The organism is Streptomyces sp. TSRI0107, from assembly GCF_001905845.1.
GTDB lineage: Bacteria > Actinomycetota > Actinomycetes > Streptomycetales > Streptomycetaceae > Streptomyces.
The window spans coordinates 45,273-67,643 of sequence record NZ_LIVZ01000006.1; the positions used below are offsets into that span (position 1 = coordinate 45,273).

The 22,371-nt window shown below is 72.5% G+C and carries 21 protein-coding genes and 1 pseudogene; 7 read left to right on the plus strand and 15 right to left on the minus strand.

From position 1 onward, the window contains the following. Positions 1 to 32 precede the first annotated feature (32 nt). Positions 33 to 539 (minus strand): CGNR zinc finger domain-containing protein, encoded by a 507-nt coding sequence (locus AMK31_RS16715; protein WP_073941331.1) that lies wholly within the window; start codon positions 537 to 539, stop codon positions 33 to 35. Between the two features lie 122 nt (positions 540 to 661). Here AMK31_RS16715 and AMK31_RS16720 point away from each other — a divergent pair, with 122 nt between their 5' ends. Beyond that, positions 662 to 1,033, plus strand: coding sequence for a VOC family protein (locus AMK31_RS16720; protein ID WP_073941332.1), 372 nt, complete (start codon positions 662 to 664; stop codon positions 1,031 to 1,033). Positions 1,034 to 1,064: 31 nt separating this feature from the next. Beyond that, entirely contained in the window at positions 1,065 to 1,457 is a 393-nt protein-coding gene (locus AMK31_RS16725; RefSeq protein ID WP_073941333.1) for a VOC family protein, read from the plus strand. A 55-nt stretch (positions 1,458 to 1,512) separates the two neighbouring features. Here AMK31_RS16725 and AMK31_RS16730 read toward each other — a convergent pair whose 3' ends face one another. After that, a complete protein-coding gene (locus AMK31_RS16730; RefSeq protein ID WP_073941334.1) occupies positions 1,513 to 2,640 on the minus strand; it encodes a dipeptidase in 1,128 nt (375 codons plus the stop codon). 132 nt (positions 2,641 to 2,772) lie between these two features. Continuing rightward, complete coding sequence (locus tag AMK31_RS16735; RefSeq protein ID WP_073941335.1) at positions 2,773 to 3,132, minus strand: MerR family transcriptional regulator; 360 nt, start codon at positions 3,130 to 3,132, stop codon at positions 2,773 to 2,775. A 61-nt stretch (positions 3,133 to 3,193) separates the two neighbouring features. Here AMK31_RS16735 and AMK31_RS16740 point away from each other — a divergent pair. Beyond that, positions 3,194 to 4,361, plus strand: a pseudogene (locus AMK31_RS16740) (oxidoreductase). Here the strand turns inward: AMK31_RS16740 and AMK31_RS16745 are convergent. From AMK31_RS16745 to AMK31_RS16755, 3 genes are read right to left on the minus strand one after another with little or no spacing between them, the layout of a single operon-like run. Beyond that, positions 4,292 to 5,488 (minus strand): dipeptidase, encoded by a 1,197-nt coding sequence (locus AMK31_RS16745; RefSeq protein ID WP_073941336.1) that lies wholly within the window; start codon positions 5,486 to 5,488, stop codon positions 4,292 to 4,294. The pseudogene AMK31_RS16740 and the gene AMK31_RS16745 sit on opposite strands and share 70 nt — an antisense overlap. A gap of 46 nt (positions 5,489 to 5,534) precedes the next feature. Then, a complete protein-coding gene (gene purE / locus AMK31_RS16750; RefSeq protein WP_073941337.1) occupies positions 5,535 to 6,059 on the minus strand; it encodes a 5-(carboxyamino)imidazole ribonucleotide mutase in 525 nt (174 codons plus the stop codon). Next, positions 6,056 to 7,195, minus strand: coding sequence for a 5-(carboxyamino)imidazole ribonucleotide synthase (locus AMK31_RS16755; protein WP_073941338.1), 1,140 nt, complete (start codon positions 7,193 to 7,195; stop codon positions 6,056 to 6,058). Before AMK31_RS16755 ends, purE begins: the two co-directional genes overlap by 4 nt. Positions 7,196 to 7,369: 174 nt before the next feature. On the opposite strand from AMK31_RS16755, the gene AMK31_RS16760 reads away from it, so the two are divergent. Next, the gene (locus AMK31_RS16760) at positions 7,370 to 7,918 is read left to right on the plus strand and encodes a GtrA family protein (RefSeq protein WP_073941339.1); all 549 of its coding nucleotides are present in this window, start codon (positions 7,370 to 7,372) and stop codon (positions 7,916 to 7,918) included. A gap of 7 nt (positions 7,919 to 7,925) precedes the next feature. Here the strand turns inward: AMK31_RS16760 and AMK31_RS16765 are convergent, their stop codons facing one another. Beyond that, entirely contained in the window at positions 7,926 to 9,194 is a 1,269-nt protein-coding gene (locus tag AMK31_RS16765; protein ID WP_073941340.1) for an ATP-binding protein, read from the minus strand. 28 nt (positions 9,195 to 9,222) lie between these two features. Next, positions 9,223 to 9,900, minus strand: coding sequence for a response regulator transcription factor (locus tag AMK31_RS16770; protein WP_037628240.1), 678 nt, complete (start codon positions 9,898 to 9,900; stop codon positions 9,223 to 9,225). A 513-nt stretch (positions 9,901 to 10,413) separates the two neighbouring features. Here AMK31_RS16770 and AMK31_RS16775 point away from each other — a divergent pair. Further along, positions 10,414 to 11,907, plus strand: a complete 1,494-nt coding sequence (locus AMK31_RS16775) for an oligopeptide:H+ symporter (RefSeq protein ID WP_073941341.1) — start codon at positions 10,414 to 10,416, stop codon at positions 11,905 to 11,907. Positions 11,908 to 11,980: 73 nt separating this feature from the next. On the opposite strand, the gene AMK31_RS16780 is transcribed toward AMK31_RS16775, so the two are convergent. The 3 genes from AMK31_RS16780 to AMK31_RS16790 form a co-directional block, all read right to left on the minus strand. Then, positions 11,981 to 12,370 (minus strand): hypothetical protein, encoded by a 390-nt coding sequence (locus AMK31_RS16780; protein ID WP_073941342.1) that lies wholly within the window; start codon positions 12,368 to 12,370, stop codon positions 11,981 to 11,983. 294 nt (positions 12,371 to 12,664) lie between these two features. Further along, a complete protein-coding gene (locus AMK31_RS16785; RefSeq protein ID WP_073941343.1) occupies positions 12,665 to 13,171 on the minus strand; it encodes an ATP-binding protein in 507 nt (168 codons plus the stop codon). Between the two features lie 219 nt (positions 13,172 to 13,390). After that, the gene (locus AMK31_RS16790; RefSeq protein WP_073941344.1) at positions 13,391 to 13,801 is read right to left on the minus strand and encodes an STAS domain-containing protein; all 411 of its coding nucleotides are present in this window, start codon (positions 13,799 to 13,801) and stop codon (positions 13,391 to 13,393) included. Between the two features lie 237 nt (positions 13,802 to 14,038). On the opposite strand from AMK31_RS16790, the gene AMK31_RS16795 reads away from it, so the two are divergent. Next, complete coding sequence (locus AMK31_RS16795; protein ID WP_073941345.1) at positions 14,039 to 14,956, plus strand: RNA polymerase sigma factor SigF; 918 nt, start codon at positions 14,039 to 14,041, stop codon at positions 14,954 to 14,956. Positions 14,957 to 15,116: 160 nt separating this feature from the next. Then, positions 15,117 to 16,622 (plus strand): RICIN domain-containing protein, encoded by a 1,506-nt coding sequence (locus AMK31_RS16800; RefSeq protein WP_073941346.1) that lies wholly within the window; start codon positions 15,117 to 15,119, stop codon positions 16,620 to 16,622. 3 nt (positions 16,623 to 16,625) lie between these two features. Here AMK31_RS16800 and hutI read toward each other — a convergent pair whose 3' ends face one another. From hutI to hutU, 4 genes are all read right to left on the minus strand, one after another. Continuing rightward, positions 16,626 to 17,921 carry an imidazolonepropionase gene (gene hutI / locus AMK31_RS16805; RefSeq protein ID WP_073941347.1) on the minus strand — a complete coding sequence of 432 codons (1,296 nt, stop codon included), beginning with the start codon at positions 17,919 to 17,921 and terminating at the stop codon, positions 16,626 to 16,628. Continuing rightward, a complete protein-coding gene (locus AMK31_RS16810) occupies positions 17,918 to 19,255 on the minus strand; it encodes a formimidoylglutamate deiminase (RefSeq protein ID WP_073941348.1) in 1,338 nt (445 codons plus the stop codon). Before AMK31_RS16810 ends, hutI begins: the two co-directional genes overlap by 4 nt. Further along, complete coding sequence (locus AMK31_RS16815; protein WP_107468636.1) at positions 19,252 to 20,454, minus strand: allantoate amidohydrolase; 1,203 nt, start codon at positions 20,452 to 20,454, stop codon at positions 19,252 to 19,254. The genes AMK31_RS16810 and AMK31_RS16815 overlap by 4 nt, the downstream gene beginning before the upstream one ends. Positions 20,455 to 20,516: 62 nt before the next feature. Then, complete coding sequence (hutU, locus tag AMK31_RS16820; protein ID WP_073941350.1) at positions 20,517 to 22,181, minus strand: urocanate hydratase; 1,665 nt, start codon at positions 22,179 to 22,181, stop codon at positions 20,517 to 20,519. Between the last annotated feature and the right edge of the window lie 190 nt (positions 22,182 to 22,371).

Consider the following 22,371-nt stretch of genomic DNA (forward strand, 5'->3'; position numbering starts at 1 on the left):
TCCTGTCGCATTCTGCACCAACTCTGCGTTTCTCACGCACCCTTCGCACGGTAGCGCCGCATCTTCACGCGCGCCCCGCACACCGACATCGAGCACCAGCGTCCGCGTCCGGCGGGGCTGCGGTCGTAGTACGCCCAGTGGCATTCGGGCAGTTCGCACGCTTTGAGCCGTTGCCAGGTGCCCTCGGTGAGCGCCTGCGCCACGGCCGCGGCGATCCGGGAGAGCAGCGGGCCGTCGTCGGCGGGCGCGAGCCGGGCGGAGCCGTCCAGCGGGTCGACGGCGACGTACAGCGGCGCCCGCGCCAGCAGGTCGCCGAGCGGGGTGACCGGGCGGTGCGGCGGGTGCCCGGCGTGCGCGAGACAGGTGGCGCGCAGCGACTCGCGCAGTTCCCGTACGGCGTCCAGGTCGCCCTCCGCGATCCCGAACCGCTCCCGCGCCTCGGCCGTGTCGAGGGCGTCCCGCCCCGACTCCAGGTCGATGGTGTTGACCAGGGCCTCGACCAGGGCGAGACCACCGGGCGCGGCCTGTCTCTCACTCATGCTTGCGACGTTACCCGCTATGCGGGAGCATGAGGTAACCGTTACCGGTTACCCGGCCCTATGGGTAACCGGGTGACCGAACAACCGGGTACACCACTCGTGTCTCCGACGAGGAGGAAGTCATGGCCATCGCCAAGCTGGGTGTCGTCGTCCTGGACTGTCCGGACCCGCGCAAGCTGGCCGGTTTCTACGCCGAGGTGCTGGGCGGCACCGTGGAGGTGCAGCAGGACGGCGACGAGGAGTGGGTCGACCTGACGGTGCCGGACGGGCAGAAGCTGGCCTTCCAGGCCGCCCCCGGCTACGTACCGCCGAAGTGGCCGTCCCCGGACGCCTCGCAGCAGTTCCACCTGGACCTGGACGTCGAGGACCTGGACGCGGCCGAGCAGGCCGTGCTGGCGCTGGGCGCGACCGTGCTGGACGCGGAGGACCGCTCACGGACCTGGCGGGTGTACGCCGACCCGGTGGGGCACCCGTTCTGCCTCTGCGCCGGCTGATCCCGCTGTCCGGCCGATTCCGGAGGTGCCCATGACGCCCGCCGCCCGATTCCGTTCCGTCGTCCTCGACTGTCCCGACCCGCGCGCGCTCGCCCGCTTCTACGCCGGGATCGTCGGCGGCGAACCGGAGGAGTCCGACCCGGACTGGGTGGTGCTCCAGGTCCCCGGCGGGCCGCGGCTGGCGTTCCAGACGGCGCCCGGCCTGCGGCCGCCGGAGTGGCCGCGCGCCGACCGCAATGCCCAGCAGTTCCACCTCGACCTCGACGCCGGATCCACCTGGGAGGAGGTCGACGCGGCCGAGAAGCGGGTGCTGGCCCTCGGCGGCCGGGTCCTGGACGCGGAGGACTACGAGTCGAAGGACTTCCGGGTCTACGCCGACCCGGCGGGGCACCCGTTCTGCCTCTGCCGGATCGAGCACGCCTAGGCCTCGAACACACCTAGGCCTCAAGGACTCCTAGGTCTCGAGGACACCCGGGCCGCTAGCCGTCCAGCTCCGTGATGCGTGCCGTCGCCGGCTCCCGGCGGGCCTGCTCGGTCCGTGCCGTGGAGTCCGCGGCACGCAGCACCCGCTGGACGTTCCCCCAGGTCAGCAGGGCCAGGTCGGGTTCGGTCCAGCCGCGCCGCAGCAGCTCGGCGATCAGGTGCGGGTAGCAGGAGGCGTCGCTCAGCTCCTGGGGATGGGCGCAGCCCGCGTCGTAGGTGCCGGAGAGGCCGACGCACCCGGGGCCGGCCAGGGCGCGGACGTGGTCGAGGTGGTCGGCGACGTCGCGGATCGTCGGGCCGGTCTGCTCGGCGGTCAGCGGCACCATGCACAGCCCCTTGGCGGCGCCCAGCTCGACGAGCAGGTCGTCGGGCAGGTTGGCGGGGTGGGGGCGCAGGGCGCGGGCGGCGGAGCGGGTGGCCAGCACGGGCGCGCGGGAGGTGGCGAGCACCCGGCGGATGGTGGGCTCGGAGGCGCCGGAGAGGTCGGCGAGCACCCCGAGCCGGTTCATCTCGCGGATCACCGCGTCCCCGAACCGGGTCAGCCCGGCCTCGCTCGCCCAGGAGGTGCCCGTGAGGGTGAGCACTCTGAGGCCGAGCCCGTGCAGCACGCGCAGCAGGCCGAGGGAGTCGTCCAGGGCGGCGGCGGTGGCCGGGCCGAGCAGGACGGCGGCGCGGCCGCAGTGGTGGGCGTCGACGACCTCCCCGGCGGTGCGGGCCGGCCGCAGGTGCTCGGGATGCCCGGCGACCACCGCGCGCACCAGGTCGAGCTGTTCCAGCGTCGCGGCCACCGCGCGGTTCGCGGCCAGCCCCTCGGGCAGGTGCAGGGAGCAGAACAGCGCCCCGACACGGCCCTTCCGCAGCCGGGGTACGTCGGTGTCGACGGCGCTCTCCCCCAGCTCCAGGTCGTACCAGGGCAGGTGGCGCAGGGCCCACGGCAGTCCGCTGTAGCCGTCCGCGACGGGGTGCGTCTCCAGCAGGGCGTACGCGCGTTCCAGCGGGGCGGCGTCGGGGTCCGGTTCCGGGAGCGGGGCGTACGGCTCCGGTGGGAACGGCGTGTCCAGCGGCAGGTCGCCGAGTTCGCCGGCCTCGGGGGCGGTGTGCAGGTCGTCCTGGAGTTCGGCCATGACGGGGCTCCGTACGTGCGCGGCGATGACTGTACGGCCACCGTCGCACGGGCGGGTGACCGGTGACCCGGTGGACGGGGCGTTCGGGGGTACCCCGCCCCGCGACCGCGGGCGCGCGTCATCCTGCCCGGCTCACCGCCCCTGGGCCGCCTCGATGACCTCGTCGAGGGTCTCCCGGGACCGCAGCAGGTCGGCGATCATGCGGTCGATGCGGGCGCGTTCCGCGGTGAGGTCGTCGACCAGCCGGGGTGTGGCGATGGCGGACGGCCCGCCGTCGGCGTCCCGCATGCAGGGCAGCAGCTGGGCGATCCGGCTGCTGTGCAGACCGGCCGCGAACAGTTCCTGGATCCGGATCACCCGGTCCACGGCGGCCTCCGGGTAGTCCCGGTGCCCGCCGGGTGTCCGCTCGGCCTTCAGCAGCCCCTGGGTCTCGTAGTAGCGCAGGGAGCGCTCGCTGACCCCGGTCCGCCGTGCCAGTTCGCCGATCCGCATGGCCCCTCCGTCCGTCACCGGCCTTGATTCTGACATCAGTGTCAGGTTCCAGCGTACGGTCATGACGAAGACGACGGATCTCCTCGAACCAGCCACCCTCGGCGGACCCCGCCTGCCCAACCGCCTCGTGATGGCCCCATGACCCTCCCCCAAGCTCTCGGCTTCGCTCGAGCAGGGGGACCCCCATCCGGGCCAAGGCGGACGGCACCCCGACCTCCCTCATGGCCGACCACTACACCCAGCGCGCCGACGCCGGCCTGATCGTCGCCGAGGCCGCGACGCCCAGCGCGGTCGGGCAGACCAACCCGAACATCACCGCCATCCACACCCCGGCGCACGTGGCCGGCTGGCGGCGGGTCACCGACGCGGTGCGGGACGCGGGCGGGCGGATGTTCCTCCAGCTCCAGCACGGCGGCCGGATCGGCCACCCCGCGACCAGCGGTCACCTCCCGCTCGCCCCCTCGCCGGTCCCGCTGCCCGGCACCGTCTTCACCTCGGAAGGGCACCGGCCGGCCGTCGTCCCCCGCGAGATGACCGGCGACGACATCCGCGCCACCGTCGCCGGCTTCGCGGCCGCCGCCCGGCGCGCGCTCGACGCCGGGTTCGAGGGTGTGGAGGTGCACGCCGCAGACGGCTATCTGCCGCACCAGTCCCTCGCCGGGAACACCAACCGCCGCACCGACGAGTACGGCGGCTCGGTCGCCGGGCGGATCCGGTTCGTGGTGGAGGTCGTCGAAGCGGTGGTCGCGGAGGTCGGGGCCGGCCACGTGGGCGTGCGGATCGCTCCGGGGCTCACCGTCAACGGCATCGAGGAGGGCGACACCGAGGCGCTTTACCCGGCGCTCGTGGCGGCGCTGCGGCCGCTCGGGCTCGCGTATCTGCACGTGGTGTACGCCGACCCGGACTCCCCGGTGTTCCGGCGGATCCGCGCCGACTGGCCGGGCACCCTCGTCGCCAACCCGGTCCTGGGAGAGCTGACCACCGACGCCGTACGGCGGGCGGGCGAGCGGCTGCTGGCGGCCGGCGCGGACCTGGTCGCGCTCGGGCGGCTAATCCTCGCCGACCCGGACCTCGTCGCCCGGCTGCGGCTCGGCGCGCCGCTCAACCCGGTGCGGGACCGGTATCTGATGTACGTGGGCGGCGCGATCGGCTACACCGACTACCCCACGCTCGCGGAGTCGCCGTCCAGTTCCGCGATGGTGGCGGTGGACGCGGAGCGGGTCGCTTGAAGGTCCCGCGCCACGTCCTCGGCGGCGCCCAGCACCCTCACCGCGTTCTGCCAGGTCAGCTTGGCGAGGTCGGCCTTGGACCAGCCGCGGTCGAGCAGCTCGGCGATCAGGTTGGGGTAGCCGGAGACGTCGTCGAGGCCGTCGGGGGTGAAGGCGGTGCCGTCGTAGTCGCCGCCGATGCCGAGGTGGTCGATGCCCGCGACCTCGCGCATGTGGTCGAGGTGGTCGGCGACCGTGGCGACGGTCGCGACCGGGCGCGGGTGGCTCTCCTCGAAGGCGCGGTGCACCTTCATCGCCTCGGCGGTGGTGTCGAGGTGGTGGAAGCCGTGGGCGCGCATGTTCTCGTCGGCGGCGGCCGTCCAGTCGACGGCGGCCTGGAGGACGAACTTCGGCACGAACGTCACCATGGCCATGCCGCCGTTGCCGGGGAGGCGTTCCAGCACGTCGTCCGGGACGTTGCGGGGGTGGTCGCAGACCGCGCGGGCGGAGGAGTGCGAGAAGATCACCGGCGCGGTGCTGGTGTCCAGCGTGTCCCGCATGGTGGTGGCGGCCACGTGCGAGAGGTCGACCAGCATGCCGAGGCGGTTCATCTCCCGGACCACCTCGCGGCCGAACGCCGACAGGCCGCCGACGCCGGGCGCGTCCGTCGCGGAGTCCGCCCAGGCCACGTTGTCGTTGTGGGTGAGCGTCAGGTAGCGGACGCCGAGCGCGTACAGGCCGCGCAGGGTGCCGAGCGAGTTGTCGATCGAGTGGCCGCCCTCGGCCCCCATCAGGGAGGCGATCCGGCCCTCGGCGCGCGCCGCCCGAAGGTCCTCGGCGGTCAGCGCCGCGCGCAGCGCGTCCGGGTGACGGTCGATCAGCCGCCGTACGCAGTCGATCTGTTCCAGGGTCGCGGTGACCGGGTCGGGCAGGTCGGCGCGGACGTACACCGACCAGTACTGGGCGCCCACCCCGCCGGCCCGCAGGCGCGGGATGTCGGTGTGCAGGTGGTCGCCCTGGGGGACGGCGATGTCCCGGGCCCCGAGGTCGTAGCGCACCTGCTCGCGCAGGGCCCAGGGCAGGTCGTTGTGCCCGTCGACCACCGGGAACTCGCGCAGCAGTTCCCGGGCCTCCTCCAACGAGGTCATCGCCGTCCCCCTTCTGTTCTCCGGTACTTACTTCTGTCCCGGTGCGCTACTTGCCGAAACCGAACCCGCCGCCGACGCCCTCGACCTTGGCGCGCAGCCGCTTGCCCTTCTCGGTGGCCTGGTCGTTGAGGTCCTGCTGGAACTCGCGCATCCGGCCCAGCAGCTCCTCGTCGTGCGCGGCGAGGATGCGGGCCGCGAGCAGACCGGCGTTGCGGGCACCGGCCACGGAGACGGTGGCGACCGGGACACCGGCCGGCATCTGCACGATCGACAGCAGGGAGTCCATGCCGTCGAGGTACTTCAGCGGCACCGGCACGCCGATCACCGGCAGCGGGGTGACGGAGGCGAGCATGCCGGGCAGGTGGGCGGCGCCGCCCGCACCGGCGATGATCACCTTGAGCCCCCGGTCCGCGGCCTGCTCGCCGTACGAGATCATCTCGCGCGGCATCCGGTGGGCGGAGACCACGTCGACCTCGTAGTCGATCTCGAACTCGTCGAGGGCCTTGGCCGCGGCCTCCATGACGGGCCAGTCGGAGTCCGACCCCATGACGATGCCAACAACGGGGCTCATTCGGTGATCGTGCCTCTCAGATAGCCGGCTGCGTGACGGGCGCGCTCCAGCACGTCGTCCAGGTCGTCGCCGTAGGTGTTCACGTGACCGACCTTGCGGCCGGGCTTCACGTCCTTGCCGTACATGTGGATCTTGAGCTGCGGGTCGCGGGCCATGCAGTGCAGGTACGCCGAGTACATGTCCGGGTAGTCGCCGCCCAGGACGTTGACCATCACGGTCCACTTCGCGCGCGGGCGCGGGTCGCCGAGCGGCAGGTCGAGGACCGCGCGGACGTGGTTGGCGAACTGCGAGGTGATCGCGCCGTCCATCGACCAGTGGCCCGAGTTGTGCGGGCGCATCGCCAGCTCGTTGACGAGGATGCGGCCGTCGCGGGTCTGGAACAGCTCGACGGCGAGGTGGCCGACGACGCCGAGTTCCTTGGCGATCGTCAGGGCCATCTGCTCGGCCTTCAGCGCCAGCGCCTCGTCGAGGTCGGGCGCCGGGGCGATGACCGTGTCGCACACGCCGTTCACCTGGCGGGACTCCACCACCGGGTAGGCGACGGCCTGCCCGTGCGGGGAGCGGACCACGTTGGCGGCCAGCTCGCGGACGAAGTCGACCTTCTCCTCGGCGAGCACCGGGACACCGGCGCGGAACGGCTCGGCGGCCTCCTCGGCGGAGTCCACCACCCACACGCCCTTGCCGTCGTAGCCGCCGCGGACGGTCTTGAGGACGACCGGGAAGCCGTCGCCCTCGGCGGCGAACGCCGCCACATCGCCGGGATCGCTCACGATCCGGTGCCGTGGGCACGGCACACCGATCGCGTCGAGCCTCGCCCGCATCACGCCCTTGTCCTGGGCGTGCACCAGCGCGTCGGGACCCGGGCGCACGGGAATGCCGTCCGCCTCCAGGGCCCGCAGGTGCTCGGTGGGCACATGCTCGTGGTCGAAGGTGATCACATCGCACCCGCGCGCGAACTCGCGCAGCGTGTCGAGATCGCGGTAGTCGCCGATGACGACATCGCTCACGACCTGCGCCGCGGAATCCTGAGGGGTGTCACTGAGAAGCTTGAACTTGATGCCCAGCGGGATGCCCGACTCGTGTGTCATACGAGCGAGCTGGCCCCCGCCGACCATGCCGACTACCGGGAACGTCACGCCCCCAGGGTATCCGCCGCGCCACCGCGGCCGGATTCCGCTCCTGTCCGGTGCTCCGAACGGCCCCCTCGGCGATCTCCTCGCGAACCGCCAGCCCGTCCACAGGCGATCACGGAAGGGGGGTGGTTAGCATGACTGGGTTGACGAATCCGACGGACGGGGGCCTTCACGACCATGGGACGTGATTCCTCGGGGCACCCTCCGGCGCCCCCCACCACGCTCCGGCAGCGGCTCGGCCGGCTGACGCGTGAGGTCGCCAAGTTCGGCGCGGTGGGCGGTGCGGGTCTGCTCGTCAACCTCCTCGTGTTCAACCTGGTACGGCATGTGACCGACCTCCAGGTGGTGCGGGCCAGCGTCGTCGCGACCATCGTGGCGATCGCCTTCAACTACGTCGGCTTCCGCTACTTCGCCTACCGGGACCGCGACAAGAGCGGCCGCACCCGCGAGCTGACGCTGTTCCTGCTGTTCAGCGTGGTCGGCCTGGTCATCGAGAACGGCGTGCTCTACGCCGCGACCTACGGCTTCGGCTGGGACACCCCGCTGCAGAGCAACATCTTCAAGTTCCTCGGGATCGGTGTCGCCACCCTGTTCCGCTTCTGGTCGTACCGCACCTGGGTCTTCCGGGCACTGCCCGCCCGGCAGCCCGCCCCCGACCCCGAGTCGTTCCTGGAGACCGAGCGGCCCCGGGACCGCGAGCGGGTGCGGCAGCGGGCACGCGTGTGACCGCGCCTCAGCGGACCGTGCGCTCCTCGTCCTCCGGCTTCTTCACCGCCGTACGCGACAGGAACAGGCCGAACACCGGCGGCGACGCCTGGAGCATCTCCAGCCGGCCCCCGTCGGCCTCCGCCAGGTCGCGGGCGACGGCCAGGCCGATGCCCGTGGAGTTGTGGCCGCTGATGGCCCGCTCGAAGATGCGGGCGCCCAGGTCGGCCGGGACGCCGCGCCCCTCGTCGGTGACCTCGATGACGGCCTGGTTGCCGGTGACGCGGGTGCGCAGCGCGACCGTGCCGCCCCCGTGCATCAGGGAGTTCTCGATCAGTGCCGCGAGCACCTGCGCCACGGCGCCCGGGGTGCCCACCGCCCGCAGGTGCCGCTTGCCGGAGCTGACGATGGCGCGTCCGGCGCTGCGGTAGGCGGGGCGCCACTCGGCGAGCTGCTGCTGGATGACCTCGTCGAGGTCGAAGGTGACGGCGGAGCCGGTGCGCGGGTCGCGGGAGTTGGTCAGCAGCCGTTCCACCACGTCGGTCAGGCGTTCGACCTGGGTGAGCGCGATGGTCGCCTCCTCCTTCACCGTGTCCGGGTCGTCGGTGAGGGTGATCTCCTCCAGCCGCATGGACAGCGCGGTCAGCGGGGTCCGCAGCTGGTGGGAGGCGTCGGCGGCCAGCCGGCGCTCGGCGGTCAGCATCCGCGCGATGCGCTCGGCGGAGGCGTCCAGGACGTCGGCGACCCGGTCCAGCTCCGGGACGCCGTACCGCTTGCGCTTGGGCCGCGGGTCGCCGGAGCCGAGGCGTTCGGCGGTCTCGGCGAGGTCGGTGAGCGGCGAGGCGAGCCGGTCGGCCTGGCGCAGCGCCAGCAGCACGGCGGCGATCACGGCGAGCAGTGCCACCGCGCCGATGATCAGCAGGGTGCGGCCGACCTCCCCGTACACCGCCGAGCGCGGCTCCTGGACGGTGACCGTCTCGCGTTCCTCGCCGGTGCGGGTGGCCTGGATGACGTCGCCGTCCGGCTTCTCGCCGATCTCGATCGGCGCCTGGCCGGGGATGCGGATGACGGCGTACTGGTCGCCGCCCACCTGGTCGCCGAGGAGACCGGCGGAGATCTTCTCGGCGGCGAGGATCCGGCTGTCCACGATGCTGGCCAGCCGGACCGCCTCGGACTCCACCCGCTCCTGGGCGCTGTCGCTGATGGTCCGGGTCTCGACGATGACGAGGGAGACGCCGAACACGGCGATCACGACGAGCACCACGGCGAGCGTGGACTGGATCAGTCGGCGGCGCATGTCCTACTTCCAAGGCCCGGGGGCGGGCTCAGCTCTTCTCGAAGCGGAAGCCCACGCCGCGGACCGTCGCGATGTACCGGGGGTTGGCGGCGTCGTCGCCGAGCTTCTTGCGCAGCCAGGAGATGTGCATGTCGAGGGTCTTGGTCGACGACCACCAGGTGGTGTCCCAGACCTCGCGCATCAGCTGGTCGCGGGTGACGACCCGCCCGGCGTCCCGGACCAGCACCCGCAGCAGGTCGAACTCCTTGGCGGTGAGCTGGAGCTCCTCGTCGCCCATCCAGGCCCGGTGGGACTCGACGTCGATGCGCACGCCGTGGGTGGCGGGCGGCTGCTGGGGTTCGGCGGACCCGCGCCGCAGCAGGGCCCGGACGCGGGCCAGCAGCTCGGCGAGGCGGAAGGGCTTGGTGACGTAGTCGTCGGCGCCCGCGTCCAGGCCGACGACGGTGTCCACCTCGTCGGCCCGCGCGGTGAGGATCAGGATGGGCACGGTGTGGCCTTCGGCACGCAGCCGGCGGGCCACCTCCAGGCCGTCCATGCCGGGCAGGCCCAGGTCCAGCACGACCAGGTCGACACCGCCCTGCATTCCCGCGTCCAGCGCGGTGGGTCCGTCCTCACGCACCTCGACCTCGTACCCCTCCCGGCGCAGCGCGCGCGCCAGGGGCTCCGAGATGGACGCGTCGTCCTCGGCGAGCAGTACACGGGTCATGAGCTGATGGTAGTCCGACCGTGACAAGAGCCGGGGTGTGATCGCGACCTTGCCTCTTACCGGCCTCTTGAGGGGCTCTTACCTTGGCGATCGCTGTGGTACATACCACTATCCGCGAGGTGCGATCCTGGTAATGACCTTAGAAACCGGTGCTGCGGTTCCTCCGACACCTGTGATCCATCTCTCAAGTCCTTCCATATCCGGCACTGTCCTGCCGTATGGTGATTGAACGCCTGTAGCACGCGGCGACCTTTGGCAGTCGATTTGACGCTGAAGGTCTCTTTTATGTGCGGGTTGGTCTAGACCAGCCTGAAAGGAATGACCTGTGGCCGGGCCTCACGCGCAGTGACGCGCGCGAGGCGTGGATCCCGGTGGACGCCGTCCACCGTTCCGAGACCCGGAGCGGAAACCCCCGTGGGCGTGGGGGCGGACTGTTCGATCCCGCCGGTGCCGGCCGTCCCCCACCGGGCGCGCAACGCTCCATCAGCGCGTCCCGACCAGCAAGGAACGACCATGGCGTCCAGCCTGACGAAGGACTCGGCCCGACCGGGCACCCCCGGTTCCGAGAAGACCTTCTTCGGCCACCCCCGCGGACTGGCCACCCTCTTCATGACCGAGATGTGGGAGCGCTTCTCCTACTACGGCATGAGGGCACTGCTCCCCCTCTACCTGGTCGCCCCCGCGGGGCTCGGCCTGGACGCCGGTACGGCGATCGCCATCTACTCCGTCTACGTCTCGACGGTGTACCTGCTCGCCATGCCCGGCGGCTGGTTCGGTGACCGCGTCTGGGGCCCCCGCAAGACGGTCGCGGTCGCGGGCTCGATCATCATGGCCGGCCACCTGGTCCTGGCGCTGCCCAGCTCGGGCACGTTCTACTTCGGTCTGCTGCTGGTGGCCATCGGCTCCGGCCTGCTGAAGTCCAACATCTCGACCATGGTGGGCCACCTCTACGACGGCCCGAACGACCCGCGCCGCGACGGCGGCTTCACGGTCTTCTACATGGGCATCAACCTCGGTGCCTTCGCCGCGCCGCTGATCATCGGCACCATCGGCCAGAAGGTGAACTGGCACCTCGGCTTCGCGCTGGCCGCCCTCGGCATGGCGCTGGGCCTGGTCCAGTTCCTGCTCGGCAGCCGTCACCTGTCGGACCGCTCCAGCCTCGTCCCGAAGCCGCTGAGCGCCGAGGAGCGCAAGTCCACGCTGCGCAAGGCCATGATCTGGCTGCTGATCGCGGCGGTCGCCTACACGACCCTCGTCGTCACCGGCCACTACACCCTGCGCTGGGTGACGGTCCCGCTGATGGTCATCGGTCTGCTCATCCCGGTCGGCGTCCTGGTACGGATCAAGGTCGACAAGGAGCTGAGCGCCACCGAGCAGTCGAAGGTCTCCGGCTACATCTGGTTCTTCGTCGCCGCGGCCGTCTTCTGGATGATCTACGACCAGGGCGGCTCGACCCTGTCGCTGTTCGCGGACGAGCACGTCGACACGCACGTCTTCGGCTGGGAGTTCCCGGTCTCCTGGTTCCAGTCGGTCAACCCGGTCCTGGTGATGGCGCTGGCCCCGGTCTTCGCCACGATCTGGCTGGCGCTCGCCCGCAGCGGCAAGGAGCCGAGCACGATCGTCAAGTTCGCGGGCGGTCTGGTCCTCGTCGGCATCTCCTTCTTCGTCTTCCTGCTGCCGCTGGCGGCGGCGGACGGCGGCAAGGTCTCGCCGTGGTGGATCGTGCTGATCTACTTCTGCCAGACGGCCGGTGAGCTGATGCTGTCCCCGGTGGGTCTGTCGGTGACCACGAAGATGGCCCCGGCCAAGTACGCCTCGCAGATGATGGGTGTCTGGTTCCTCGCGGTGACCGCGGGCGACGCCGTCACCGGTCTGCTGTCCGAGTTCGGCGTCGACCTCAACAAGACGGGCGTCGTGGCCGCCGAGGCCGGCCTGGCCGTACTCGCCGGTTTCGCGGTCTGGATGTACCGCAAGAACGTCAAGGAACTCATGGGCGACGTCCGCTGACGCAGTTCCCGCGCTCCTGGAGGGCCACCGCATCACGTGATGCGGTGGCCCTCCGGGTTTTCCGGGGCGTTCCTCAGGGTGTGCGGCGGCCCGGGAGGAACGTCAGCAGGGCCGTGCCCACCAGGGTGATCGTGCCGGCCGGCCGCCGGGCGAGGGCCTTGAGGGTGGCGTGGTCCTCGGAGCCGGTGTCTGCGAGGCCGCTGCCGCCCGCCACCGAGCCGCCGCCCGTGGAACCGCCACCGGCCGTGGAACCCCCGCCCGACGAGCCGCCCGCCGCGCCGCCCGGCCGGCCGGTGGTGTCCAGGGTCAGGGAGACCTGCGTCCTCTTTGGGGTGCAGGTGCCGCTCAGGTCGCTGATCTTGACGGGGATGTCGGCGGGGATCGCTTCCTGGTTGGCGGGGCCCGTGACGGTCATGGTGCCGCGGTCGGCGCCGCCCAGCTCGATCGTGGCGCTGGGGTTCATCGCGCCTGCGCTCTTGTCGCCGATGGGCGTCTCGCAGGCGTTCCACCTCGGCGACCTCGGTTCGGGCGGCCGGGGCGGTCACCAGGACGGCCGAGCCGGCCTGGGCCGCGGCGGACGCCGGCGCGGCGGTTCGCTTCCGGTACGAAACGGTCGACACCGCCCCCTCATTCTGACGGCACATCGGATCGGGCCGTCAAGGTACTCCGGGGCGCGAGGAAGGAAGAGTGATGGTGTGTGAGAAACGTGCGGGAGGGGGCAGGGCCGGTCACGCGGAGCCGGCGACGCCCGGGCCGGTCACGCCGGAGCGCCCAGCTCCGCCCACACCGTCTTGCCGGACACGCCCGGCGTGCGTACGACCCCCCAGTCCAGGCAGAGCCGCTGCACGATGAACATCCCGTGCCCGCCGGGCCGCCCCGCCCGGTGCGGGGTGCGCGGCGCGGGCTGGCCCGAGCCGCGGTCGGAGACCTCGATCCGGATCACCTTGTTGTCCTGGGCGATCCACATCTCGTCCGGCCCCTCGGCGTGCAGGCAGGCGTTGGTGACCAGCTCGGACACGACCAGCAGGACGTCCTCCGCCGCCGCCCGCTGATCCGCCGTCGCGGCCGGCAGCCAGCCCCACGCGTACAGGGCCTGCCGGGCGAAATCCCGAGCCATCGGCACGACCCCGGTCGCGCCGTCCAGGCTGAGCCTGCGGACCTCGCGCCCCTGCTTCGAGCCGGGCGCTCCCCCCTCGGGCCCCCCGGAAGCGCCGCTGGGCTCCGGGCCGCGGTCGCCCGGCGAGTAGGGCCGGGTGGTGCTCATCAGCGCTTCACCTCACCGATTCACCAGTTCACGATTCAAGAGTTCCTTCACGAGTGCCGGCCGTCCGGCACCCGGGCCGGCCGACGGTGACCCGGCGCCCCTGCCGTCCTCACCGTCTCAGCCGTCCGTGCCACCGACGTGTTCAGGATGTCTCCTGCCCGACCGGGCGGGCGGGACACCCCCTCTTTTCGGCACGACCCGGGCACCGTCCCGCCCCGCTCAGCCGACGCCGCCCGAGCCGCCCTCGCCACTCGCTCCGGGCTCGCCCGCCAGGGCCGCCTCGAGGGTGTCGTGGACGGTGAATACCGCGTCGGCCCCGGTGATCTCGAAGACGCGGGCCACCACCGGCTGCATCGCGGCCAGGTGCACGCCGCCGCCCGCGGCCTCGGCCTTCAGGCGGGCGCCGAGCAGGACGTTCAGCCCCGTCGAGTCGCAGAACTCCAGTCGTGAACAGTCCACGACCAGTCGACTGAAACCCTTGGCGAGGCATTCCTCGAGTGGCTCGCGCAACAGATCGGCGGTGTGGTGATCGAGCTCACCCGCCGGAGTCACGACGGCACTAGAACCCGCTTCCCGCACCTCCACCAGAAGCCGGCCCGACTGTGCGCTGCCGACCGTCCCGTGGTCCATGCCGTCTCTCTCCCGAGGTCGTGGCTGCTGACTATCGCCCTCGAACACTACGCCTTCCTTCACCACTCCAACAGCCGAACATCCGGGCAAAAACGGACATTCTAACATAGAACGCACTTGCGGTCGGCTCGGGGTAGCGGGTAGGGCTAGTAAGGACACGTACCCGACACGGCCGGCTTTGGAGGCGCCGCACACCGCAGTGCACGTACTGGCTTCGGCAGCCATATGCCGAGAACGATGGAGGACATCATGTCACCCCGGCTCGACGCCTCGCATACCCACCAGGCGACGTCGACACCCCCTCCGGAACATCTGGATCCCATCGCACAGGACGGCGTCGCGACCGACGCCCTCACGGGACTCCCGGAGATCCCCCCGTACGACGAAGTGGCCCCCGAGGACGCCCGGGCCCTGTCCAAGACCCTCTTCGAGCGGCTGGAGTCGCTGGAGGAAGGGACGTACGAGTACTCGTACGTCCGCAACACCCTCGTCGAACTCAACCTCGCCCTGGTCAAGTTCGCCGCCTCGCGGTTCCGCTCCCGCAGCGAGCCGATGGAGGACATCATCCAGGTCGGCACGATCGGCCTGATCAAGGCGATCGACCGTTTCGAACTCAGCCGCGGCGTCGAGTTCCCCACCTTCGCGATGCCAACCATCATCGGGGAGATCAAGCGCTTCTTCCGCGACACGTCGTGGTCGGTCCGCGTCCCCCGCAGGCTCCAGGAGCTCCGGCTCGACCTGGCCAAGGCCGGTGACGAGCTGGCCCAGCAGCTGGACCGCTCCCCGACCGTGGCCGAACTGGCCGAACGGCTCGGCATCCCGCACGAAGAGGTCGTCGAGGGCATGGCCGCGTCGAACGCCTACACGGCGAGCTCGCTCGACGCCCAGCCCGAGGAGGACGACAGCGAGGGCGCGCTCGCGGACCGCATCGGCTACGAGGACCACGGACTCGAAGGCATCGAGTACGTAGAGTCGTTGAAGCCGCTGATCGCCGAACTGCAGCCCCGGGACCGCAGGATCCTCTCCCTGCGCTTCGTCGCCGGCATGACGCAGTCGGAGATCGGGGAGGAGCTGGGGATCTCCCAGATGCACGTGTCCCGGCTGCTGTCACGGACGCTGGGGCGGCTACGCAAGGGGCTGACGGTCGAGGAGTGACCCCTCCCGCCCGGTGCTCCGGGTTCACGCGGGGCCGGGGGCCGCTCCCGGTTACCCGCGGAAACTCTTTCCCAGGCGGTCCCCGTCCTCCACTATGAGCCGTCATACCCGCCGGTAGGTCAGGACACCGGCGGGTGGCACGGCTGCGAGGAGGCGGGGGATGGGCCGGGGGCACGACCATGCGGGAGCGGCCGACGCACGGCTCGCGGAACTGCTCCGCGGCGACTCCGCGAGCGCGTACCCGGCCCTGCAGGAACTGCGCGCCCGGCACCAGGAGTCCGCGCTCGCCTACGCCCGGCTCTGCGCGGCGGGCCAGTCGACGGCCCGTCAACTGGCCGCGCAGGCCTTCACGGTCGCCGCGCGCGAGGCGGCCCGCGGCAATGGCCCCGCCCTGCCGTGGCGGCACCGCGTCCTGCTGCTGACCGCGCGGCTGGCCGCGGAGTGGGCCGCGGGCGAACGCTCCGCCGGGCTCGACCCCGGCCTGCTGCTGGTGCTGAACACGGCGGGCCCCGGCGGCCCGGTCCCACCGCTGCTCGACGCGTTCCGCTCGCTGCCGCCCCGCACCCGGGGCATCCTCTGGTACACGGTCGTCGAACAGGAGGACGACGAAACGACCGCGACCCTGCTCGGCGTCTCCCCCCAGGAGGTGACCTACGGCAGGGACGCGGCGCTCGACGAGATGGCGCGCGCCTGCCTGGACGTCCGTCTCGGCGCCTCCGACGACCCGAGCTGCCGGGCGTTCCGGCGGCTCATCGAGGAGTCCGCCCGGCCGCACGCGCCGCGCCGCAGCCGCGATCTGGAAGCCCACCGGGCGGTGTGTGTGCACTGCGCGACGGCCCACGAGGAACTGTCCGACCTGCGCGACTCGCCCCGTACGGCACTGGCGGAAGGCCTGCTGCCGTGGGCGGGCGCGGCCTACGCCACGCGCGGGCGGGAGCCCGGCGCCGCGGCCGCCGGGACGTCCTGGCCGCCGCGGCGCCGCCGGTACTCCCTGGTCACCGCCGCCCTCGGGGTGGCTCTGACGCCGCTGCTGGTCTTCCTGCTGACGCCGGACGAGCCGGGCACCGAGAACACGGCAGGTCCGGCGAGCCCGATATCGGTCCCGGCCGCTCCCCCGCCGGTGACGGTCACGGCGACCGCGACGAGGACGGTGTCCCCCACCCCCGCCCCCGTCACCTCGCCTCCCGCCACCTCGCGCGGTGCGACTCCGTCACGCACGCCGAAGCCTGCCCCGAAGCCCACGTCGCCGCCGGCACGGCCCCCCGGCGGCTCCTACGCCCAGGTGGTGAACGCCGCCTCCGGGCTCTGCCTGGACATCCGCGACGGCGTCATGGACAACGGCACGGACGTCATCACGGCCCCCTGCGCGGCTTCCTCCATCACCCAGGTCTGGCGGGTCGACACCGGGCGGGGCGTGCTGCAGTCGGCCGCCGATCCGGCGTACTGCCTGGACAGCAGGGGCTCGGTGGAGCGGGGCGTGGGCATCTGGACCTGCTCCTCGGTGGACGGGCGCAACGGCCGGAACCTGCGGTTCGCGGTGGACGGGCACGGCGTCATCCGCCCGGCGATCGCTCCGGGGCACGCGGTGACCCCGGTCGGCGGCGGGTGGCTGGCCCTGCTGCCGGAGGCGGGGCGGGCGGATCAGCGGTGGCGGGCCGGTTCCTGACGGTCAGACCACGCGGGTGCCGCGTCGCCAGACGCCGGTGACCAGGGGGACGCCGGGGCGGTAGGCCAGGTGGACGTGGCTCGGCGCGTCGAGGAGGGTCAGGTCGGCGAAGGCGCCCGGGGAGAGGCGCCCGACGTCCTCGCGGCGCAGCGCCCGCGCCCCGCCGGCGGTGGCCGACCACACCGCCTCGTCCGGCGTCATGCCCATGTCCCGTACGGCGAGGGCGATGCAGAAGGGCACGGACGAGGTGAAGGACGAGCCCGGGTTGCAGTCGGTGGACAGGGCGACGGTGACACCGGCGTCCAGCAGCCGGCGGGCGTCGGGCCACTCGGCGCGGGTGGAGAACTCCGCGCCGGGCAGGAGCGTCGCGACCGTACGGCTGTTGGCGAGGGCGTCGACGTCCGCGTCGGTGAGGTGGGTGCAGTGGTCGGCGCTGGCGGCGTCCAGCTCGACGGCGAGCCGCACACCGGGCCCGTACGACAGCTGGTTGGCGTGGACGCGCGGGTGCAGGCCCTTCGCCTTGCCCGCGGTGAGGACGGCGCGGGCCTGGTCGCCGTCGAAGGCGCCCTTCTCGCAGAAGACGTCGACCCAGCGGGCGTAGGGGGCGCAGGCGTCCAGCATCTCGCCGGTGACCAGGGCGACGTAGGCGGCCGGGTCGTCGGCGTAGTCCGGGGAGACGACGTGCGCGCCGAGGTAGGTGACCTCGTCGGTGTGGGCGGCGGCGATGCGCAGGGCGCGGGCCTCGTCCGCGACGGTCAGGCCGTAGCCGGACTTGGTCTCGAAGGTCGTGGTGCCCTGGCGCAGGGCCTCCGCGAGGTAGCGGGTGAGGTTCGCCTCCAGCTCCGCGTCGGTGGCGGCGCGGGTGGCGGCGACGGTGGTGCGGATGCCGCCCGCGCTGTACGGCCGCCCCGACATCCGGGCGTTGAACTCCTGTGTGCGGTCGCCCGCGAAGACCAGGTGGGAATGGGAGTCGACGAAGCCCGGGACGACCGCCCGGCCGCCGGCGTCGACCCGATTGTCAGTGGCGGGTGCTTTGCTTTGATCACCGGTCCACGCGACGCGGTCGCCTTCGATGACGACGGCCGCGTCCTGGATCAGTCCGAGGGGGGAACCGTCACCGAGGGAGGGGTCGTTGGTGACCAGGGTCGCGATGTTGGTGATGAGCGTGCTTGCGGTGCTCGCGGAGTGGGCGGGGCTGACGGTCGTCGCGTTGCTCATGGCGTCCTTGGTTGCCTGGTCGGCGGTGGGGTCGGGTTCGGGGGCGGAGGCGGGCCGCCCGGGTGGGCGGCCCGGTCTCATCCGCGCAGGGCTGCGACGGCGTCCGCGAGGGCTCCCGGCACGTCCGGCACGAGGGAGTGCACCCCGTCCCGTACGACGTGCCGGCCTGCCACGACCGTGTGCGACACGTCCGCTGCCGACGCGGCGAATACGGCCGTCTCGGCACCGAGCCGCGGAAGCGGCCCTGCCGTCCTGACCGAGTCGAGCGCGATCGTCGTGAAGTCGGCGAGCGCGCCGGGCTCCAGGACGCCCGCGTCGTGCCAGCCGAGGGCGGCGTGCCCGTCGGCGGTGGCGGCCCGCAGCAGGGCGGCGGCCGTCCAGTGGCCGCGGGTGCGGGTGCGCAGCCGCTCGTTCAGCTCCATCGCCCGCGCCTCCTCCAGCAGGTCGACGACGGCGTGACTGTCGGAGCCGAGGGAGAGCGGGGAGCCCTCGTTCTGCAGGGCGACGGCGGGTCCGATGCCGTCGGCGAGGTCCCGCTCGGTCGTCGGGCACATACAGGTGCCGGTGCCGCTGCCGCCGATGAGGGAGATGTCCTCGGCGGTCAGGTGGGTGTTGTGGACGCCGGTGGTGCGCGGGCCGAGGACGCCGTGCAGGGCGAGCAGCTGCGTCGGGGTGCACCCGTGGACTTCCCGGCAGGCGTCGTTCTCGGCGGTCTGCTCGGACAGGTGCACGTGGAGCGGGGCCCCGCGCTCCTCCGCCCAGCGTGCCACGGTCGCCAACTGGTCGGCGGGCACGGCCCGTACGGAGTGGATCGCCGCCCCGATCCGGGCGTGCTCGCGCTCCTTGAGCCCCGAACAGCGTTCGGCCCAGGCCTCGGCGGTCCCGTCGGAGAAGCGCAGCTGGTGGGCGGTGGGGGGCTGTCCGAAGCCGGAGGAGAGGTAGGCGGTGTCGAGGAGGGTGACGCGGATGCCGGCTTCGGCTGCGGCGGCGAGGAGGGCCTCGCCCATCGCGTTGGGGTCGGCGTACGGGGTGCCGCCCGGTGCGTGGTGCACGTAGTGGAACTCCCCGACCGCGGTGATCCCCGCCAGCGCCATCTCGGCGTACACGGCGCGGGCGAGGGCGTGGTAGGTGTCCGGGGTCAGCCGGTCGGCGACGGAGTACATGACCTCGCGCCAGGTCCAGAAGGTTCCGGAGCCGACCTGGACGGTGCCGCGCAGGGCGCGGTGGAAGGCGTGGCTGTGCGCGTTGGCGAGGCCGGGCAGGGTCAGCCCGCGCAGGATCTCCGCGCCCGGCGGCGGGCTGTCGGTGCCGGTGCGGACGGCGGTGATCCGTCCCTCGTTCGTCTCCAGGAGCACGCCCGGCTCGACGTGGGTGCCGAGCCAGGCGTGTTCCGACCAGTAGGTCGCCTTGGTCACCTGCTAGCCAGTCCTTCCAGTACGTCGGCGAGGGCGAGCACCCCGGCCACGCAGTCGTCCTCGGCCGCGAACTCGGCCGGGGAGTGCGAGACGCCGGTGGGGTTGCGTACGAACAGCATGGCGGTCGGGACGGTCCCGGAGAGGATCCCGGCGTCGTGTCCGGCGCCGGTGCCGAGGACGGGGACCTTCAGGTCGCTCTCGGCGCCCAGGATGCGGGCGAGTTCGTCGCGCAGCGCGTGGTCGAACTCGACGACGGGCGTGAAGGACTCGCGGACCACGTCGAGGTCGACGCCGTGGGCCTCGGCGTACTCGCGGGCCGCCTTCTCGATGCCGCCGACCACCGTGTCGAGGGTGTCCTGCCCGGGCGCGCGGGAGTCGAGCCAGCCGCGCACCAGGGAGGGGATCGCGTTGACGCCGTTCGGCTCCACGGCGATCTTCCCGAAGGTGGCGACGGCCCCGGCGAGCCGTGCCTCCCGGCGGGCGGCGAGCACCGTCTCGGCGTACGGCAGCATGGGGTCGCGCCGGTCGGCGAGCCGGGTCGTGCCCGCGTGGTTGGCCTCGCCGCGGAAGTCGAACCGCCAGCGGCCGTGCGGCCAGATGGCGCTGGCGATGCCGACCCGGTCCCCGGACAGGTCGAGGGCACGGCCCTGTTCGACGTGCAGTTCGACGAAGGCGCCGATGCGGGCCAGCCGCTCCGGGTCGGCGCCGATGGCGTCGGGGTCGTGTCCGGCGGCTTCCATGGCCCGCGGAAGGGTGATCCCGTCGCCGTCGGTGAGCCGGTGCGCGTGCTCGACGGTGAGCTGTCCGGCGGCGAGCCGGGAGCCGACGCAGGCGAGACCGAAGCGGGCGCCTTCCTCGTCGCCGAAGTTGACGATGCCGAGCGGCTTGGTGAGCCGTGCGCCGCGGCCGCGCAGTTCGTCGAGCGCGGCGAAGGCGGACACGACACCGAGGGGCCCGTCGAAGGCGCCGCCGTCGGGCACCGAGTCGAGATGCGACCCGGTGACGACGGCGTCCCCGGCGGCGGGGTCGCCGAGCCAGGCCCACTGGTTGCCGTTGCGGTCCACCTCGTAGGCCAGCCCGCGTGCCCGGGCCTGCACCTCGAACCAGTCCCGGCACTCGGCGTCCCGGTCCGTCCACGCGAACCGCCGGTAGCCGCCGGAGCCGGGGTGCCGGCCGATGGGGAGCAGTTCGCGCCACATCTCGTGGAAGGAGGGAGCCGTGGACGGTGACGATGGGCCCGCCCCGGCCGGACGGTCGCCGCTCACGCCTGTTCACCCTCACGCATCGGCACCCGCACGCCCCGCTCGTCCGCCACCGACTCGGCGATGTCGTACCCGGCGTCCACGTGCCGGATGACGCCCATGCCCGGGTCGTTGGTCAGCACCCGGCGGATCTTCTCCCCGGCGAGCGCGGTGCCGTCGGCCACGGTCACCTGGCCCGCGTGGATGGACCGCCCCATGCCCACGCCGCCGCCGTGGTGCAGGGACACCCAGGACGCGCCCGACGCCACGTTGACCATCGCGTTCAGCAGCGGCCAGTCGGCGATCGCGTCGGAGCCGTCCAGCATCGCCTCGGTCTCGCGGTACGGCGAGGCGACGGAGCCGCAGTCGAGGTGGTCGCGGCCGATGACGACCGGGGCGGACAGCTCGCCGCTCGCCACCATGTCGTTGAACCGCTCACCGGCCTTGTCCCGCTCGCCGTAGCCGAGCCAGCAGATACGGGCGGGCAGGCCCTGGAAGTGGACGCGTTCCCCGGCCATCTTGATCCAGCGGGCGAGGGACTCGTTCTCCGGGAAGAGCTCCAGGACGGCCTTGTCGGTCCTGGCGATGTCCGCCGGGTCGCCGGAGAGCGCGGCCCACCGGAAGGGGCCCTTGCCCTCGCAGAACAGCGGGCGGATGTAGGCGGGGACGAAGCCGGGGAAGGCGAACGCCCGGTCGTATCCGGCGAGCTGGGCCTCGCCGCGGATGGAGTTGCCGTAGTCGAACACCTCGGCGCCGGCGTCCATGAAGCCGACCATGGCCTCGACGTGCCGGGCCATGGACTCGCGGGCCCGGGTGGTGAACCCGGCGGGGTCCTTGGCTGCGGCGTCGGCCATGTCCTCGAAGGCGATGCCGGCCGGCAGGTAGGACAGCGGGTCGTGGGCGGAGGTCTGGTCGGTGACGATGTCGATCGGGGCGCCCATGGCGAGCAGCTGCGGCACCAGTTCGGCGGCGTTGCCGAGGACGCCGATGGAGAGCGGCCGGCGCGCGTCCCGCGCCTCGACGGCCAGCTGGAGGGCGTGGTCGAGGGAGTCGGCCCTGACGTCCAGGTACCGGTGTTCGATGCGCCGGTCGATCGCCCGCGGGTCGCAGTCGACGCAGATCGCGACGCCGTCGTTCATGGTGACGGCGAGCGGCTGGGCGCCGCCCATGCCGCCGAGGCCGGCGGTGAGGGTGATGGTCCCGGCGAGGGTGCCGCCGAACTTCTTCGCGGCGACGGCGGCGAAGGTCTCGTAGGTGCCCTGGAGGATGCCCTGGGTGCCGATGTAGATCCAGGAGCCGGCGGTCATCTGGCCGTACATGGTCAGGCCGAGCTGCTCCAGGCGGCGGAACTCCTCCCAGTTGGCCCAGTCGCCGACGAGGTTGGAGTTGGCGATGAGCACGCGCGGCGCCCATTCGTGGGTCTGCATGACGCCGACGGGGCGGCCGGACTGGACGAGCATCGTCTCGTCCTGCTTGAGGCCGCGCAGGGTGCGGACCATCGCGTCGAAGGACCGCCAGTCGCGGGCGGCCTTGCCGGTGCCGCCGTACACGACGAGCTTGTCGGGGTGCTCGGCGACCTCGGGGTCGAGGTTGTTCTGGAGCATCCGGAGGGCGGCTTCCTGCTGCCATCCCAGGGCGCTCAGTTCCGTTCCGCGCGGCGCTCGGACGGGGCGGGGTCCTGACATGGCGTGCCTCCTGGCGGACGGGTTCTGCGATGGCTGTGACGGCTGCGCTTGTTACGTCGCTCGCCACGTCGCTTGTTACGCGGCTATTCACATCCTGTCTTCATGAATAGAGCTAGTCAATACGTCGGTGTGGGCGCGCGGGCGCGCCGCGGGTGTTTGGCTGGATGCGGGGCCCGGCGCGGGGCCGGGC